The sequence below is a fragment of the Poseidonibacter parvus genome, assembly GCF_001956695.1.
Classification (GTDB): domain Bacteria; phylum Campylobacterota; class Campylobacteria; order Campylobacterales; family Arcobacteraceae; genus Poseidonibacter; species Poseidonibacter parvus.
This window is the reverse complement of the sequence record NZ_CP019070.1, coordinates 958,985-974,699: the sequence shown is the minus strand read 5'-3', so window position 1 is coordinate 974,699 and position 15,715 is coordinate 958,985. Positions and strand designations below refer to the sequence as shown.

Sequence of the window (15,715 nt, the reverse complement as noted above, 5' to 3'; positions counted from 1 at the left end):
AAACTTTAATATAAAAACATCTTAGATATAATACAAAAAATTCAAAATACTGAATTTAAATACTATAAGGTTTAAGATGAAAACATACAAATTTATATCATGGAATGTAAACGGAATTAGAGCAGTTGATAAAAAAGAAGCATTAAAATGGATTGATGAAGCAAATGTTGATTTACTTGGAGTTCAAGAAACAAAATCTCAAGTTGATCAAATTCCTACAACAATTTTTGAAAAAGAGTATAAAACTCTTTTTGGTTCACAATCAGCAATAAAAGGTCGAAGTGGAACAGCACTTTTTACTGATATTGAAACAACTTTTACTTGTACTTGTCCAAGTGTTGATGTATTAGATGAAGGAAGAATAAACGAAGTTCATTTTACATTAGGAGATAAAGATATTGCATTTTTTAATGTATATTTTCCAAATGGACAAAGCAAAGAAGAAAGACTTGTCTATAAAATGGAATTCTACGATAGGTTTTTAAACCATTGCGAGGAATTAAAAAAACAAGGAAAATCAATCATTGTTTGTGGAGATGTAAATACAGCGCATACGGCAATTGATTTAGCACGACCAAAAGCAAATGAAAAGACATCAGGTTTCTTACCAATGGAGAGAGAATGGATGGATAAACTATTAGCCGCAGGTTATATTGATACATTAAGACATGTAATTGGTGATGAACCTGAACATTATTCGTGGTGGTCTTATAGAGCAAATGCACGAGCTAATAACGTTGGCTGGAGAATTGATTACTTTTATGTAAGTGATGATTTAAAAGACAATATTAAAGATGCATATATTCTAAATGATGTTATGGGAAGTGACCACTGCCCTATTGCTTTAGAAATAGAGTTATAAGGGATTTTCTCTTATAACTTATTATAAATTTCTACTAAAACAATACTCTCTATCAAGATCAATTATTATAACCAAGACTTATATTATAATTATTTATTTAGCTTATATGTTTTATTTCAATTTAAGAATTTAAGTCATATAATTACCTTATACAAAAAATAAGGAAACATTATGAAAATAATTAAAACTCTCTCAATTTGTGCACTTAGTGCTAGTGTTATGTTTGCAAGTAGTTCTTTACTTACAAAAGCAAAAGAAAGTGGCTTTAAAGCAATTCCAACAAACAATGCTGAACTTTTAAAGTTAATTGATGATAAAGAAAATCCATTAACTGCAGAAAAAATTGAACTAGGTAAAAAACTTTATTTTGATCCTCGTGTATCAAAAAGTGGAATTATTTCATGTAATACATGTCATAACCTAGGACTTGGTGGTGTCGATGGTGTTCCAGCTGCTGTGGGACATAAATGGACTGCAAATCCTCATCACTTAAACTCTCCAACAGTTTATAATTCAGTATTCTTTAAATCACAGTTTTGGGATGGAAGAAGTCCTCACTTAGCTGACCAAGCAAAAGGACCAATTGAAGCAGGACCTGAAATGGCTGCGCCTGCATCATTAGTTGAAAAAAGAATTACGTCAATTCCAGAGTATGTAAAAGAATTCAATGTTGCTTATGGTAAAGATGCAAAAATTGATTTTGATTTAATTTCATCAACAATATCTTTATTTGAAAAAACACTTGTTACTCCTGCACCTTTTGATGATTATTTACATGGTAATGAAAATGCTTTAAATGATGCACAGAAAAAAGGTTTAAATACATTTATTGATAAAGGTTGTGCTTCATGTCACAATGGTATTGCAATTGGTGGAACTATGCAACCTTTTGAATTAGCAGCAAAATACAAATTTGCTTCAGTAGGTGATTTTGCAGGAAATGAGCAAGGGATGGTAAAAACACCAACTTTAAGAAATATTACAGAAACAGCACCATATTACCATAATGGACAAATCTGGTCGTTAAATGAAGCTATTAAAGAAATGGGTTCAGTTCAATTAGGAATAACTATTACAGATCAAGAAGCAGATGAAATTAAAGATTTCTTAGCTTCATTAAAAGGTAAAAAACCGGTAATTACTTATCCACAATTACCAGAATCAACTTTAGATACACCAAAACCTGACTTTAATTAAGTCTTTTTTATCAATGCACTAGTATTTATTTACTAGAGCATTGATTCTTTTGTTTGCAACTTCAATTCTTTTTATTGATATTTGTTTGTTTTGTACTTGTAAATAAATAGTATTTATTATCTCTTCTAAACTTAATGGTTTTGCTAATTGATTAGCAAATAAAAGCATATCAACACCTGAATTTATAGCTAAAGTTACAGTTTGTTTTAAGCTATAATGCTTTGAAATTGCTCTCATTTGTAAATCATCAGTAACTAATACACCTTTAAATTTAAGCTTATTTCTTAATAGTTTAGTATTAATATTTTTGGATAATGTTGCTGGATATTTTGGGTCTAGAAATTTATTAAAAACATGAGCTGTCATAATCATATCAGCTTGATTATTTTTAATAAAATATTTATATGGTTCTAATTCTTTTGCATCCCAAGTATTTGAAATATCTACAAAGCCTTTGTGTGAATCACCTAATGATGAACCATGCCCTGGAAAGTGTTTTAAAACAGAAACTACATTTTGCTTTTTTAATTCATCAATAAAAACAGAAGAATACTCAATAACTTTTCTAGGATCTTTTCCAAAAGAACGCCCTAGTTTTACAATAACAGTATTATTTGGATTAATATTCAAATCAACAACAGGTGCAAAATTTACATTTACACCATTAGTATTTAACATTTTTCCTAAATCTTTATATATATCTTTGGCGAATGAAAGACCTTTTGTAGAAACATCTTTTGCTTTTGGGATTGACATAAAACCATTTTTACTATTTAATCTTTGAACAATTCCACCTTCTTGGTCAATTGCTATAAAAAGTTTAGTTTTATTTATACTTTGTAGTTGTTTTGTCAAATTTTGCAATTGTTTAGGATTTTTTACATTTTTGATTTTTTTCTTATTATTAGGATCTTTATCAAAAAGAATAACTCCACCTAAATCATATTTTTTAATATCTTGATATATTTTAGATTTTTTATCAATACTTTCACCTTTAAAACCTAAAACAACCATTTTAGCAATCATCTTTTCTAATTGCTCTTTACTATAATCATTCTGTGCAGAAAAAACATATGTAGTTAATAGTGCTAATAATGTGATTTTTTTTATCATTTTTACTTCTTTAAATTAAAATTTAATGGAGTATATCAAAATATAACTAATGATAAGAGTAATCTTTTAAAGCAATAAATCTATAATTTAAAGAATAACTCTATAATTTATTGACTTTATTAATAAAAAATGATATTATTCTCAAAATTAAAATAAGGAAAGACAAATGTCAAAAGAAGAAAAAGAATTAAAAACAAAAAAAGCTAAGAAAAAAGTTGAAAAAAAGAAAGCTACTAAAAAAGAAGATAAAAAGAAAAAAGAGAAGAAAGCTAAAAAAATAAAAAAAGAAAAGAAAGCTAGTTCTAAAAAGACTAAAACAAAAAAAGAAGCTAAAAAAACTAACAAAAAAAAGTTAGCTAAAAAAGAAGCTAAAAAGCAAAATAAGAAAAAGAAAGCTTTAAAAAAGAAAAAAACAGCTAAAAAAAATAAATAATTTAAAGGCATGAATTCTTTCATGCCTAGTAAATATCACTCACCTAAACTACTACAAATTCATGTTTTATTAAAAATATTACAAAAAAGAGATATAATCACATTATTATTATAAGAGGAGACATAATGTCACACGAAGATGAACTACAGTTAGATGAGATTCAAGAAGAATCTACTGAAATAATTCAATCTGAAGAAGTTACGAAAAAAAGCTATGAAGTTGTAAAAAAACAAAGAAAGCCAAAAATCACTAAACTTAACAAGAAAAGAAAAGCAAAAAAAGAAGATAAAAAAGCTTTTGAAAAAAGAAAAGAAGCTAAAAAGAAAAAAGCTAAGAAAAAAGCTAAATTAAAAAAGAATCATAACAAATAAAACAATGAAAAAAGTACTACTTGTTGAAGACGACCTAGTTTTACAAAAATTGATAAATGAATATTTGGAAGAATATAATTATTCATGTAGTGCTTTTTCAAATCCCTTAGATGCTATAAAAACCTTCAAAGAAAATTCAAATGATTTTATTATTGCTATTCTTGATTTAGGACTTCCTAATATGGATGGTTTTGATTTATTTAAGAAATTAAAAGAAATAAAAGATATCCCAATTATAATTTCAACTGCTAGAGATGATATAGGAAATAAAATCTATGGTTTTGAGCTTGGAACTGATGATTATCTTTCAAAACCTTATGAACCTAGAGAATTAGTTTTAAGAATAGAAGCTATATTAAAAAAACATAATAAATCAAACTATATTCAAATTCATGAATTAAAAATAGATACAAATAAAGATACAGTTTTTTTAAATAATAAAGAAATAGAATTTACTAAAATTGAAAAAGAAATCTTCTTATTATTTATAGATAATTTAAATAAAACTATATCAAGAGAAGATATAGTAAATCAAAGTTCACTTAAAGATGATACAAAAAATCGAACTGTAGATATGCATGTAAGTAATATCAGATATAAAATTGATGACGATTCAAAGGAACCTAAATATATAAAATCTATTTGGGGTATTGGGTATAAATTTTTTTATGACAATTAGAAAACGTTTACTTCTTACATTTTCATTTATTTTATTAATAGTGGCATTTATTATTGGTGTTTTTTTCTATACAATTTATAATTTAAATAGTAGTAACTACCAACAAAATCATAGGTATGAACAATTAATAAGAGTAGAAAAATTAAAAGAGTTTAATAATTCTTTTTCATGGATTGTTCTTGATATTACTACTGATTACGACAAGATACAAATTGTAAATGAAAGAATAAAAAAAGCAGATAAACTTTTTGAAGATTTAGATATTCAGAAAAATAATGTAATAGATAATTCTGAATCAAGAGAAGAGAAGAAAAATTTAGATTTAATTTTTTCATATTTTAATCTAATGAAAAAACAGATAAAAGAAGATTTATATACTCTAGTTTCAAATAAACATAGTAATTTTGACAATTTTAATAAAGAGTTTGAGCAAGTAAATATTAATACTCAAAAATTACTTGAACTAGAAGAAAGATTCTTACAAGATAAACTTGAACAGACACAAAATAAAAGAGATGATTTTCTAGATATTATAAAACTAGAACTAGTTATATTATTCATTCTTTTATTTTTGCTTAGTTTTATATTTTCTTCAAAAATCATTAATAGAATAAAAGATAAACTTGAAAAACTTAATCAAAGTGTTTTGCAATTATTTAAAAATGGTGATAAAACAATAAATGTTGATATTGGAGAAAATAATGAGCTTAGTGAAATAACAAAAAATTTAAATACTTATTTAAAAAAACAATCTGATATTATATCTTCAAGAGAAGAATTATTAAGAAATATAAGTCATGAACTAAAAACTCCTATAGCAAAAGGTAAGTTCATGCTTCAAAAAATTGAAAGTACTAATAACAATGAAGTTATTAAAGATATAAGCACAATTTTTTATGATATTGAAAAACTTACAAGTAAATTATTAGAAAGAGAAAAGTTAAATTTTGCAGTCTTAAAAATGAAGAAATTTAAAGTAAGTAGCTTAATATTAGAATCTTTATCTAAACTAGCTATTGAAGATGAATCTCAAGTAACAGTAATAATTAATAATGATTTTTTTATTGAGGGAGATTTTTATTATCTAACTATTGTACTTAAAAATTTAATTGATAATGCAATAAAATATGCAGATGAATTTCCAATTATTATACAAACAGAAAATAATCAAATTTATATAAAAAATATTGCAAGTGAGCTTTCAAATGATTTAATATATTATATTCAACCATTTACAAGAGAGCCTAACCAACAGCAAGGACATGGGTTAGGCTTAAATATTGTATATAAAATACTTGAACTTCATAATTTTACCTTAAATTATAAATATAAAGACTCATATAATATATTTGCTATAACTTTCTAACCTGCAAAAGTTGAAGAGATTACTCCAATAGTTAAGAATGATAATATTACAAATATAGCTACTTTTTTTACTTCTTCCATGATTTTTCCTTTTATTTGTTTTATATAAATAATTATAAAACTTTTTTGTAAAGAAAAAAAGGCAATAGTTCTTGACAATTTCTTGACAATTTAATATATGTTTATCAAAGACTTTTTAAAATAAAACTAAGTTCTTCTATTAATCTTGTTTTATCTTTTGGTATTGTTCCTGCAAGGGCTAAAGAATTTGAAACATGGTTTGATCTAAAAATCACTTTATTAGAAGGATTTAACTGCTCTAAAAAGCTTTTTTGTTCTTCTAGCATTTCTTTTTCATTTAACATTTTAAAACCTCCATCAAAATTTTTTATAAACTTTTGATATCTGCCCTCTTCTAACATTAATTGTAAAGTAGAAAGATATGTAACTTTAACCTGGTTTATAATATTTGCAGTTTCTTTAATATGCTCAAAGGAGTATTTTTTACCTGCTAATCCTAATATTACAGTAACAGAGGTTTTTAATCCTGCTTGATAGGCTTTATTTAAACTATCAATCATTTTTATTTGTGAAATTGGTTTTTGTATTTTTTTTAATACTTCATAAGATCCACTTTCAATTCCATAATAAATTAAGTTTAAACCCTTTTCCTTTAATAGTTTTAACTCTTCAAGTGATTTATCATTTAAATTAAAAGCCGAAGCATAAACAGAAACTCGTCTTAATTTAGGAAATTTCAAATATGCGTAATCTAGTATTTTTATTAAATGATTTGTTTCCATATTAAGAGCATCACCATCAGCTAAAAACATTTTTACACTATCTTGATAAAATGAAGCCATGGTATCAATATCTTTAAAAACATCTTCTAGTTTTCTTACTTTGTAATCTTTAGATTCATACATAGTACAAAAGGTGCATTTATTAAAACTGCATCCTAATGTAACTTGTATGATAACTGAATTAGCTTCTGCAGGAGGTCTATAAAGAGGTTGGTTATACTCTATCATTTACTAGAGTGTTCAACTTCTTCTATATTTGTTTCTACTTCTTTTTTTCCAAATAAATATCTTTGTGAAGTTTTAACAGATAAAAATCTAACTACCAATAAAAATATAATTACACCAGATAAAACCATTAAGTTTAAATTAACCGAACTTGTAAAAAGTGCTTCAAAAGTGGGTAAATCTTCTTTATTAACTTTCACAACATTTACAATAAACTCTCTTAAAGCTAATATGATAAACGCATCAACTAATAAAGATAAAACTACTCTTTCTTCTCTGACATAATTAACAACTGCTCTTACAATTTCCAAGAAGATTATAAAATATAACATATAGATAATAAAATCCATAAGCATATCCATAGAAAGTGCAATAATAAATAACACACTTGCAATTGATATTTCAATATATAATTTGTCTTTAAAAAAGTTAAGTATTGTACGTTTCATTTTATTCCTATTCTTATTATTAAATTACTACTTTAATTGCTAACCAATTTTGTGGAATTTGTTTGATAGATTTATTAGCCATTAATATAACTGATGCAATCATTCCTCTTGCACTTGAATCTCCACCTGCTTTTGCATTACAAATTAACATATCTTTTAAATTTGAATATTTACTTAACAAGTGAATTATTCCAGAGAAGCCTTCATCAACATCACAAGCTGGACCAAAAGTTCTAATTGTATCAAACGTATCTTCTGCTTTTGAGGCAATACCTCTTGAAATCAACCCTTGAATATGTGAATCACTTTGCTCTTTTAATTCAAGTAAAATTGTTTCTATTTCTTTGCTTTCAAGACTTTCTAATAAAACTTTAGCAAAAAACTTTGAAGCATTAATTGACTTTTGTGAATTATGCGTAAGTTTTACAAGTTTTTCTACATTTGAAATAAATTCTTCTTTTGTTTTTGAAACTAAAAGTAAAGGAGTAATTCTTCCAACTATAGATAAATCAGTTGATGATGAACCACTTGGAACTACATCATTTTTAATATTTTCTAATGTTTCTCTACTTGAACCATCAATATAACCATTATAAGAAGCAATTTTGCTTTCCCAATATTTTAAATATTCATTTTCATCAAATGTATCTTTATCTTTTAAAAATTCATATAACCAATACGTTTGGTCTCCGTAATGAGTAAACTCTCCTGCCTTTTTATCTTTATGCCATACAGATAAGGGATTGTTTAATTCTTCCCAGTTTAGATTATTTTCTTTTAATTGCTTTTCATCATATACCCAATGTGCACCTAATGAATAAGCATCTGCAACTAAAGATGTTAAAATTAATTCTTCTATTTTTTTTCTATCAAACATATTAAATTTTCCTTTTATTTTTTATAAGGTTTTTCTACAATATATCCAAAATCAATTGTTTTTTCTTCACTTGGTTTTAAAGTTATATCATAGCTTATTTTACCATTATCTTCTTTTTTTGTGTAGTTAGTGTTAGAAATTAAAGAAACTTTTATATCTTCATGTTTACTAACAGGAATTCTTTCAATTAAGGTAATAGTTTTTTCTTCATTTGAATTATTAGTAATTACATATTTCCATGACTTTTCAGTTTTAATTTTTGACTGTGAAAAAAATGGTTTTTCTTTCATATCTTTTATTAAATCTTTTTTCACATCAATAAAACTATTTATTCCTAAATAAAGTGATGTCTCTTTATCTTTCTTTATTTCTCTAATATAAGATTGACCTATATACGTACCATCTAAGTAAAGTTTTGTATTTTGAGTACTATATAATTTATCACTTTTAAAATCTACTTTATAAAATGCATTTGAACTTGAATATCCATCTATTTCAATTTTATTTTTTATTTTAAATTTATCATTAGAAAAAGTTACTGCATTTTTAATTCCACTTTTTAAATCAATATGAGAAGCTTTGAAAAAAGCTTTAGTTGTAGTTTCATTATATGAAAAACTAGGCATTGCTCTAACACTTTTACTTTTCATCATTGGTGCTGCCATTTCCATCATAGCTACATCAGCTTGTACATTTTTTCTTAAAAGAACTGGTTTTATATCTAAGTAATTTGCTCTAAATATTTGAGGATTAACTGCATTTGAATAATTGTATGTATACATATTTATATCAATATTTTCAAAATCAAAACCTGAACTTTGAGTAATAAAAGATTTGTTTTTAATTTCTAAGTTTTTTTCTTTTGAGTTTACATCTATTTCATAAAAACTATTTTTTGATATATTATAACTTGGATATGAAACTAAAATCTTTGAATTACTTGAACAACTTGCATCATAATTTAATTTTGAATAAACACTAGTGTTTTTCTTATTTTTTAATTTTGCTAGTTCTTGATCATATTTTTTTAATTCTAATTGTAGTTTATATATTAAATTATAATTTGCTTCTATTTCATTTTTTGTGTAAGTAGAAACTTCTTTAATATTTTTTAAATTCACTGCACCTTTTTCAAATCTAATTGAATTTAAATGCTCTAAACTATTTTTTACACTTGTTATCTCATTGCTTTTAAAAGCAACTTTCTGTTGATATTCTGCAATTTGTGAAGATAAACTATCACTTGAATAGTTTTCACTTACAACAGATACATTTGATACTTTACAATTTCCATTATTTAAGAATCTTATATCTTCAAATCTAACTTTTCCTATTAAATCAACACTATTTTGTGTTGTGTTTAATTCTTGATTTACAAAAGTTTTGTTTTTATAAATATCTAAACTTTGAATATTTATATTCGCATATGCAACTGTACTTAAAACTATAGACGATACTACTATATTTATTTTTTTCATAATTTTACCTATTCCAATTTTTATAATTTGTAAATGAGGGAAACTGTTGTAAAAATTCTTCTTTATCAAAAGTAAAACAATAAGAATCCATATAAGCAGATAACAAATCATAAGATTTTTTAATCTCTAAAAACTTTTCTTCACTTCCTTCTGGCATATCAGGATGGTATCTTTTCGAAAGTTTTAAATATTTTTGTTTTAAATCTTTTTTTGATAATCTTGATAATATTCCTAATGTATCAACAGCTTTTTCAAATTCTTCGTAATCCATAAATTTTCCTTTAAATATGAATAACATTCTACAATATTTTTTTTAAAGCAAAATTCTATGCTATTATTGTGCAATTATTGTAAAGTAAAAATTTTAAAAATAAAAAAGGATTTATATGGTTTACACACTTTATCATGTGCATGACCCAATGTGTTCTTGGTGTTATGCCTTTAAGCCAACACTTGATGAATTACGAAAAAATTTAAGTAAAGATACTAAACTAGTTCATGTAGTTGGAGGCCTTGCTCCACACTCAACTGAACCAATGCCCCAACATCAAAGAGAAATGATTGAAAATATTTGGCATGAGATTGAACAAAAAGTAGGAACAAAGTTTAATTATAACTTTTGGAGAGAAAATACACCTAGACGTTCAACTTATCTTTCATGTCAAGCAACAATGCTTGCAAGATACGAGGGCTTAGAAGATGAAATGATTACAGCAATTCAAGAAGCTTATTATTTAAAAGCTAAAAATCCAAGTGATGCTTCAACTTTGATTGAACTTGCAAAACAAATTGGAATGGATGAAAAGAAATTTGAAGAAGATTTAAAATCACAAAAAATTGAAGAAGATTTAAATAATGAACTAAATTTTAGGCGTTCGCTTTATGTGAACAGTTTTCCATCTTTAGTTTTAAAATATAAAAAAGAGATATATCCTATAAATATTCAATTTGGCGATTATAAAGCAATGCTTGCTCAAATTGAGAACATGAGAGAAAATACATATTTTTAAAAAGAAAAGGTTTTTACCTTTTCTTTTTTAGTTTTAAGTAAAATATACTATTTCATTAAAGGATCAGTAATTCCTAAAACATACATTCCTATTAAACCTATAATTCCAGCAAGTAAACAATAATAAATTGTAGGAATTATTGTTCTTCTTAAAGTTTCACCTTCTTGATCTAATAATCCAACAGTAGCAGATGCGGCTACAACATTATGAATTGCAATCATATTACCAGCTGCTGCTCCAACTGCTTGAAGTGCTACCATAAATGCAGTTGAAACCCCAAGTGCATCTGCAACACCAAATTGATATTGAGCTAGCATCATATTTGATACAGTATTACTTCCTGCAATAAATGCACCAAGAGCACCAACCATTGGAGCAAACACAGGGTAAATATCCCCAACAGAACTTGCAACAAAGTTAGCCATAGCAACAGGCATTGAATCAAAACCTGATTCATTAATTCCAGAATTAATTAAAATTCGAACTAATGGAATTGTAAAAATTAAAACAAACCCAGCTCCTAGCATTACTTTAGAAGATTCACCTACAGCTGCACTTATATCTTTAAATTTCATACCATGTAAAAAGTAAGTAATTAAAACAACAAAAACTAGAATTCCACCAGGAAGATATAAAGGAGTAATAGAATAACCTAAACCCTCACCTAAAATATCTTTAAATGGAATTACCCAAAATTTTACAAAAGCTTTTACCTCATCAGAAACTCTAGTTAATACTAAAATAACAGCAACTAAAACATAAGGAATCCATGCTTTAGTTAAAGACATTGGAACCTTTGAACTTAAATCATCTAGTTTAACTTCAAATTTTGAAACCCATGATACTGGCCATTTTTCTTTTGGAGCAAAATCCCAAGTGTTTTTTGGAATTAAAAAACCTTTTTTTGCTGCTAATACAACAATTGGAAGCCCAACAAGTGCACCAATTAATGATGGGAACTCAGCACCTAAATAAACTCCTGTTAAAGCATAAGGAATTGTAAAAGCAATACCTGCAAAAATTGCAAAAGGCAAAATAGATAATCCTTCACTCCATGATTTATTTTCACCAAAGAATCTTGTTAGCATTACAACCATAAATAAAGGAATAAAAGTACCTACAAGAGCGTGTGTAATTGCAACTTGTGATGTAATGATTTGTAAATATTGATCCCAAGAAGAACCCATAGTTTGTAATGTTAAGCCAATACCATCCGAATCTAAGCCTTTATTTACACCAATTAAAATTGGAGTTCCAACTGCACCAAAAGATACAGGAGTACTTTGAATCATCATCCCAACCATAACAGCTGCCATTGCAGGGAAACCAATTGCTACAAGTAATGGTGCTGCAATTGCTGCTGGCGTTCCAAATCCTGAAGCTCCTTCTATAAATGAACCAAATAACCATGCAATAATAATTACTTGAACTCTTCTATCAGAACTAACATTGTTAAATCCTTGTCTAATTACTGCAATTGCACCTGAATGTTTTAATGTATTTAAAAGCAGTATAGCTCCAAATATAATCCATAAAACTGCAACTGTAATAAGTAGACCTTGTATTGTTGAAGCTAAAACTCTATTGAATGAAACTTCCCAAACTACGAATGCAACAGCTACTGTTGCAATATAAACTAAAGGCATTGCCTTTTTTGCAGAAACTCGAAGTCCTACTAATAATATACCTGCTAAAAAAATTGGTAGTGCAGCAAAAAATGCTTGTAAACCTATTTCCATTAGATTCTCCTTGATTTTATTTCAAAAAAAAGAATAATCCTTAAATATGATATTTTTATGATAAAAATTACATAGCATTAAAATAGCAATTATTTACACTTTTAATGCTTACTTTTGTAACACATCTAATTATTAAGTTTAAGTTTAAAATAAGTTTACTTGTTTAATTTTATTATAGTGCAAACAATACTATAATACTGCCTACTATAAAAAGGATTAATATTTTATGCCAAACAATACAGTTATATATATTTTTAATAGAATAGTTCGACTATCAATTTTATTTTTTATTTTATACTTAATTTTTACTAATTTTGGAACATTTCTAATGATTATAGGGGTTATTCTAATACTTGGATTTTTCTTTATTTATAATTTAAAAAAGAAGATGAAAACAAGTGGTTTTAATTTTCAATTTAAACAAGGTGCAGGTTTTAATCCAAATGATTTCCAAAACTTCAATAACTCAGGCTTTAATAACTCAAACTTTAATGGTTTTAATAATGCCCCAAGATTTGATGAAGTTCAAAAAGCAAAAGATTTCTTTGGTTTTACACATTCTCCTACAAAAGAAGAGATAAAAAAGAAATATAAAGAATTAGCAAGAAAATATCATCCAGATATTAATGATAACGACGATAGCATGATGAAAGATTTAAATAATTATCGTGATGTTTTAATGAAAACAGTTGAATAAATAATTATATGTTTATTCAACAACTTAAAAAGTTTTTCTTAGTAGTTGTTATTCTTTCATCTTTCTTACTTACTTATCTTTGGTATAAAGATTACTCATTTAACTCAAATCCTTTATCTAAAGAAATTCAAATAAAAGTATATGAAAAACATCAGAAGTTAAAATATTTAACAAATAAATATTTTAATATTAAAAGAGTTTTTCCTATTACAATTACTGATGAATTAGATTCTAGTAGATATGGAATGGCAGTTTATTCAAAAAATGGACAGATAAATTTATATTTGAATAAAAAAAGATTTAAAGAAAATGAAAATTATATGATAAATGATGTAATGCCACATGAATATGCTCATGCAATTATGTTTGCATTAGGAAACTTTTCTAATGAAAATCAGGGTCATACAAAAAAATGGCAAGAAATTTGTAAAAAGTTAGAGGGCTTAAGATGTGATAGGTTTGTTAATCATCAAGATATTTTGATTGAAAAAACAAATCTATTTAAGTAAATATAAATAACTCTAATAGATACATAAAAATCTATGATAGATTCTTCTTCATTTTCTAATAAAGTATAATGTAATAGTCTGATAATTAAATCAGTCATTTAAATTTTATTTATTATTATGAATAATCGCTTCCATTTCAACAACTAAATCTTGACATTTTTGAGTATTTAAAGCATCAGGATGAGGATTTGAAAAAGAAGCAATATCATTATCATAATATTTTCCAGAAGCATCTTTAAAGTCATCACTAAGTGCTGCACGAACTAAAATATCAGAACCAACACTTAAGTCACTTCCTTGTATTCCATAAGCTTCTTTTACCATTTTACTAGCAAGCAGTGATTTTGGATTAATACTTACAATTATTGGGTTATTATCTTTGAATAAACTTGCCATATGATTTGTCCACATTGTGATTGCTAATTTACTTTGAGCATAAGCTTCACTACTAGAAGATAAAAGGACATCTCCTTTTAAAGCATTTAGATCAACAGGAGCTTGAGCTGCTGAAGATAAGTTTATGACTCTTGCATTTTTACTTAAAATTGGAAGTAATTTTTTCATTAAAAGATAAGGTGCAATTGTACTAACAGCAAACCTAATATCAAAACTATCTACAGTTCTTTCATCTTGTGTTTTGTAAATTCCAGCATTGTTTATTAAAACATCAATATTTGTAAACTTCTTTAAAATACTATTAGCTAATACCTCAACATTTTTTAATACTGATAAATCACCTAAAACACTGTAGATATTTCCTGAAGTTTTAAAAGCTTCTAATTTTTTTTAACTTTTTCTAACTTATCAAAATTTCTACCATGGACAATTACATTATGTCCTTGTTCTATAAAAGTTTTAGCACTTAAATATCCAATACCATCTGTTGACCCTGTAATTAAAATAGTTTTTTGCATAGTTTTTCCTTATGAGAATTCTGGCAATATTTCATCACCAATAATTTTTAATGTTTTTTCAATATCCGCTTGATTAAAACGTAGATTTAAAGCAACATGATTAATACCAATTGCTTCTAACGATTTTAAATGTTCAATTAAATGCTTAACATTAAGTCTATATCCTAAATGAATTGGTTGTGGACTAAAATTTAAACCTTCTACTAAATCTATATATAAAGATTGAGAGATTGGTCTATTTTGAGTATAGTTTTCTTTTGCATTATCTCTAATTCGATTTACTATTATTTTTTGAGTATGCACAGGTCTTGGATAAGTTATCCAACCATCACCATTTGAAGCTAACCACGAAGGACTTTGTTGTGATGCCCCAGTAATAAGCATTGGTACTTTTTGATTAGTGGGTTTGGGAAGCATATCTAAATTGGCATTTGGATTTCCAAATTCATTATCAAATATTGGAAAATCTTCCCAAATTTGATTTATATATTTAAAACTTTCTCTAAAGTTATTGCCTCTGTTATCATAGTCAATATTCATAGCAGGGTATTCTTTTGCTCTATCTCCGGAAGCAACTCCTAAAATAAGGCGTCCATTTGATAAAGTATCAATACTAGCTGCTGCTTTTGCAACATTTGCAGGATGTTTAAGTGGTAAAATCAAACTCCCAACACCTAATGCTATTTTTGAAGTTTTAGCACTTAAGTATCCTAAATATGAAAAAGGATCATACATTTGCCCAACATCACCAAAGGAAGGGTCATTAAAAGGAATATCTCTTAACCAAATGGCTTTAAAATTTAATTCTTCAGCTAAAAGAATTTTTTCCATTTGATTAACCATAGTTGGAATTGGTGATCTTGGGTAATTCTCTAAAGGAATTACAAGTCCAATACTTAGCTTATTATTACGAAAAACTGAATTAAATCCATTATTGATAGATTCAAAACTTTCTTTGTATTTAGTTTCCATAGTGGACTCCTTTAATATAATA

At 26.1% G+C, this 15,715-nt stretch carries 20 protein-coding genes; 9 read left to right on the top strand and 11 right to left on the bottom strand.

What is annotated here, in order from left to right; translation table 11 throughout:
- Window positions 1-76: 76 nt before the first annotated feature.
- Entirely contained in the window at window positions 77-862 is a 786-nt protein-coding gene (locus LPB137_RS04805) for an exodeoxyribonuclease III (protein WP_076085107.1), read from the top strand.
- 171 nt (window positions 863-1,033) lie between these two features.
- A complete protein-coding gene (locus LPB137_RS04800) occupies window positions 1,034-2,059 on the top strand; it encodes a cytochrome-c peroxidase (protein WP_076085104.1) in 1,026 nt (341 codons plus the stop codon).
- Between the two features lie 18 nt (window positions 2,060-2,077).
- Here the strand turns inward: LPB137_RS04800 and LPB137_RS04795 are convergent, their stop codons facing one another.
- On the bottom strand, window positions 2,078-3,172 hold the full coding sequence (locus LPB137_RS04795) for a glycoside hydrolase family 3 protein (protein WP_076085101.1): 1,095 nt from the start codon (window positions 3,170-3,172) through the stop codon (window positions 2,078-2,080).
- 166 nt (window positions 3,173-3,338) lie between these two features.
- On the opposite strand from LPB137_RS04795, the gene LPB137_RS14185 reads away from it, so the two are divergent.
- The 4 genes from LPB137_RS14185 to LPB137_RS04775 all read left to right on the top strand — a co-directional run bounded on the left by LPB137_RS14185 (window position 3,339) and on the right by LPB137_RS04775 (window position 6,021).
- Window positions 3,339-3,605 carry a hypothetical protein gene (locus LPB137_RS14185; RefSeq protein ID WP_122893237.1) on the top strand — a complete coding sequence of 89 codons (267 nt, stop codon included), beginning with the start codon at window positions 3,339-3,341 and terminating at the stop codon, window positions 3,603-3,605.
- A 125-nt stretch (window positions 3,606-3,730) separates the two neighbouring features.
- A complete protein-coding gene (locus LPB137_RS04785) occupies window positions 3,731-3,976 on the top strand; it encodes a hypothetical protein (RefSeq protein ID WP_076085098.1) in 246 nt (81 codons plus the stop codon).
- Window positions 3,977-3,980: 4 nt separating this feature from the next.
- Window positions 3,981-4,655: a response regulator transcription factor gene (locus LPB137_RS04780; RefSeq protein ID WP_076085095.1), complete on the top strand. Its 675-nt coding sequence runs from the start codon at window positions 3,981-3,983 to the stop codon at window positions 4,653-4,655.
- Window positions 4,645-6,021 (top strand): ATP-binding protein, encoded by a 1,377-nt coding sequence (locus LPB137_RS04775; RefSeq protein WP_156981721.1) that lies wholly within the window; start codon window positions 4,645-4,647, stop codon window positions 6,019-6,021. Before LPB137_RS04780 ends, LPB137_RS04775 begins: the two co-directional genes overlap by 11 nt.
- On the opposite strand, the gene LPB137_RS14180 is transcribed toward LPB137_RS04775, so the two are convergent.
- From LPB137_RS14180 to LPB137_RS04750, 6 genes are read right to left on the bottom strand one after another with little or no spacing between them, the layout of a single operon-like run.
- On the bottom strand, window positions 6,018-6,179 hold the full coding sequence (locus tag LPB137_RS14180; protein WP_156981720.1) for a hypothetical protein: 162 nt from the start codon (window positions 6,177-6,179) through the stop codon (window positions 6,018-6,020). The two genes, LPB137_RS04775 and LPB137_RS14180, sit on opposite strands and share 4 nt — an antisense overlap.
- A 26-nt stretch (window positions 6,180-6,205) precedes the next feature.
- Complete coding sequence (locus tag LPB137_RS04770) at window positions 6,206-7,051, bottom strand: radical SAM protein (RefSeq protein ID WP_076085089.1); 846 nt, start codon at window positions 7,049-7,051, stop codon at window positions 6,206-6,208.
- On the bottom strand, window positions 7,048-7,497 hold the full coding sequence (locus tag LPB137_RS04765; RefSeq protein WP_076085086.1) for a phosphate-starvation-inducible PsiE family protein: 450 nt from the start codon (window positions 7,495-7,497) through the stop codon (window positions 7,048-7,050). The genes LPB137_RS04770 and LPB137_RS04765 overlap by 4 nt, the downstream gene beginning before the upstream one ends.
- Before the next feature lie 19 nt (window positions 7,498-7,516).
- Window positions 7,517-8,374: an ADP-ribosylglycohydrolase family protein gene (locus tag LPB137_RS04760; protein WP_076085083.1), complete on the bottom strand. Its 858-nt coding sequence runs from the start codon at window positions 8,372-8,374 to the stop codon at window positions 7,517-7,519.
- A gap of 14 nt (window positions 8,375-8,388) precedes the next feature.
- Window positions 8,389-9,852, bottom strand: coding sequence for a DUF4139 domain-containing protein (locus LPB137_RS04755; RefSeq protein ID WP_076085080.1), 1,464 nt, complete (start codon window positions 9,850-9,852; stop codon window positions 8,389-8,391).
- 4 nt (window positions 9,853-9,856) lie between these two features.
- Entirely contained in the window at window positions 9,857-10,123 is a 267-nt protein-coding gene (locus tag LPB137_RS04750) for a DnaJ domain-containing protein (RefSeq protein ID WP_076085077.1), read from the bottom strand.
- Between the two features lie 115 nt (window positions 10,124-10,238).
- Between LPB137_RS04750 and LPB137_RS04745 the strand changes: the two genes are divergently transcribed.
- On the top strand, window positions 10,239-10,862 hold the full coding sequence (locus LPB137_RS04745) for a DsbA family protein (protein ID WP_076085074.1): 624 nt from the start codon (window positions 10,239-10,241) through the stop codon (window positions 10,860-10,862).
- Between the two features lie 47 nt (window positions 10,863-10,909).
- Here the strand turns inward: LPB137_RS04745 and LPB137_RS04740 are convergent, their stop codons facing one another.
- Window positions 10,910-12,601, bottom strand: a complete 1,692-nt coding sequence (locus tag LPB137_RS04740; protein ID WP_076085071.1) for an L-lactate permease — start codon at window positions 12,599-12,601, stop codon at window positions 10,910-10,912.
- A 328-nt stretch (window positions 12,602-12,929) separates the two neighbouring features.
- On the opposite strand from LPB137_RS04740, the gene LPB137_RS04735 reads away from it, so the two are divergent.
- Both LPB137_RS04735 and LPB137_RS04730 read left to right on the top strand, forming a co-directional pair.
- Window positions 12,930-13,298, top strand: a complete 369-nt coding sequence (locus LPB137_RS04735) for a DnaJ domain-containing protein (protein WP_228144693.1) — start codon at window positions 12,930-12,932, stop codon at window positions 13,296-13,298.
- A gap of 8 nt (window positions 13,299-13,306) precedes the next feature.
- Entirely contained in the window at window positions 13,307-13,807 is a 501-nt protein-coding gene (locus LPB137_RS04730) for a SprT-like domain-containing protein (protein WP_076085065.1), read from the top strand.
- Between the two features lie 105 nt (window positions 13,808-13,912).
- Here LPB137_RS04730 and LPB137_RS04725 read toward each other — a convergent pair whose 3' ends face one another.
- Genes LPB137_RS04725 through LPB137_RS04720 form a run of 3 tightly spaced genes read right to left on the bottom strand, consistent with a single transcriptional unit; the run spans window position 13,913 to window position 15,693 of the window.
- Window positions 13,913-14,560, bottom strand: coding sequence for an SDR family NAD(P)-dependent oxidoreductase (locus LPB137_RS04725; protein WP_197682261.1), 648 nt, complete (start codon window positions 14,558-14,560; stop codon window positions 13,913-13,915).
- Window positions 14,561-14,583: 23 nt separating this feature from the next.
- On the bottom strand, window positions 14,584-14,721 hold the full coding sequence (locus LPB137_RS14720; RefSeq protein WP_197682252.1) for an SDR family NAD(P)-dependent oxidoreductase: 138 nt from the start codon (window positions 14,719-14,721) through the stop codon (window positions 14,584-14,586).
- A gap of 9 nt (window positions 14,722-14,730) precedes the next feature.
- On the bottom strand, window positions 14,731-15,693 hold the full coding sequence (locus LPB137_RS04720; protein WP_076085062.1) for an LLM class oxidoreductase: 963 nt from the start codon (window positions 15,691-15,693) through the stop codon (window positions 14,731-14,733).
- Window positions 15,694-15,715: the final 22 nt, after the last annotated feature.

Bases quoted from the DNA above. Each gene is read 5' to 3' on its own strand.
- LPB137_RS04730 (WP_076085065.1), top strand. From the start codon at position 13,307: ATGTTTATTCAACAACTTAAAAAGTTTTTCTTAGTAGTTGTTATTCTT.
- LPB137_RS04805 (WP_076085107.1), top strand. From the start codon at position 77: ATGAAAACATACAAATTTATATCATGGAATGTAAACGGAATTAGAGCA.
- LPB137_RS04735 (WP_228144693.1), top strand. From the start codon at position 12,930: ATGATTATAGGGGTTATTCTAATACTTGGATTTTTCTTTATTTATAAT.
- LPB137_RS04740 (WP_076085071.1), bottom strand. From the start codon at position 12,601: ATGGAAATAGGTTTACAAGCATTTTTTGCTGCACTACCAATTTTTTTA.
- LPB137_RS04780 (WP_076085095.1), top strand. From the start codon at position 3,981: ATGAAAAAAGTACTACTTGTTGAAGACGACCTAGTTTTACAAAAATTG.
- LPB137_RS04755 (WP_076085080.1), bottom strand. From the start codon at position 9,852: ATGAAAAAAATAAATATAGTAGTATCGTCTATAGTTTTAAGTACAGTT.
- LPB137_RS04770 (WP_076085089.1), bottom strand. From the start codon at position 7,051: ATGATAGAGTATAACCAACCTCTTTATAGACCTCCTGCAGAAGCTAAT.
- LPB137_RS04760 (WP_076085083.1), bottom strand. From the start codon at position 8,374: ATGTTTGATAGAAAAAAAATAGAAGAATTAATTTTAACATCTTTAGTT.
- LPB137_RS04765 (WP_076085086.1), bottom strand. From the start codon at position 7,497: ATGAAACGTACAATACTTAACTTTTTTAAAGACAAATTATATATTGAA.
- LPB137_RS04795 (WP_076085101.1), bottom strand. From the start codon at position 3,172: ATGATAAAAAAAATCACATTATTAGCACTATTAACTACATATGTTTTT.
- LPB137_RS04800 (WP_076085104.1), top strand. From the start codon at position 1,034: ATGAAAATAATTAAAACTCTCTCAATTTGTGCACTTAGTGCTAGTGTT.
- LPB137_RS04785 (WP_076085098.1), top strand. From the start codon at position 3,731: ATGTCACACGAAGATGAACTACAGTTAGATGAGATTCAAGAAGAATCT.
- LPB137_RS14720 (WP_197682252.1), bottom strand. From the start codon at position 14,721: ATGCAAAAAACTATTTTAATTACAGGGTCAACAGATGGTATTGGATAT.
- LPB137_RS04775 (WP_156981721.1), top strand. From the start codon at position 4,645: ATGACAATTAGAAAACGTTTACTTCTTACATTTTCATTTATTTTATTA.
- LPB137_RS04720 (WP_076085062.1), bottom strand. From the start codon at position 15,693: ATGGAAACTAAATACAAAGAAAGTTTTGAATCTATCAATAATGGATTT.
- LPB137_RS14185 (WP_122893237.1), top strand. From the start codon at position 3,339: ATGTCAAAAGAAGAAAAAGAATTAAAAACAAAAAAAGCTAAGAAAAAA.
- LPB137_RS04750 (WP_076085077.1), bottom strand. From the start codon at position 10,123: ATGGATTACGAAGAATTTGAAAAAGCTGTTGATACATTAGGAATATTA.
- LPB137_RS04745 (WP_076085074.1), top strand. From the start codon at position 10,239: ATGGTTTACACACTTTATCATGTGCATGACCCAATGTGTTCTTGGTGT.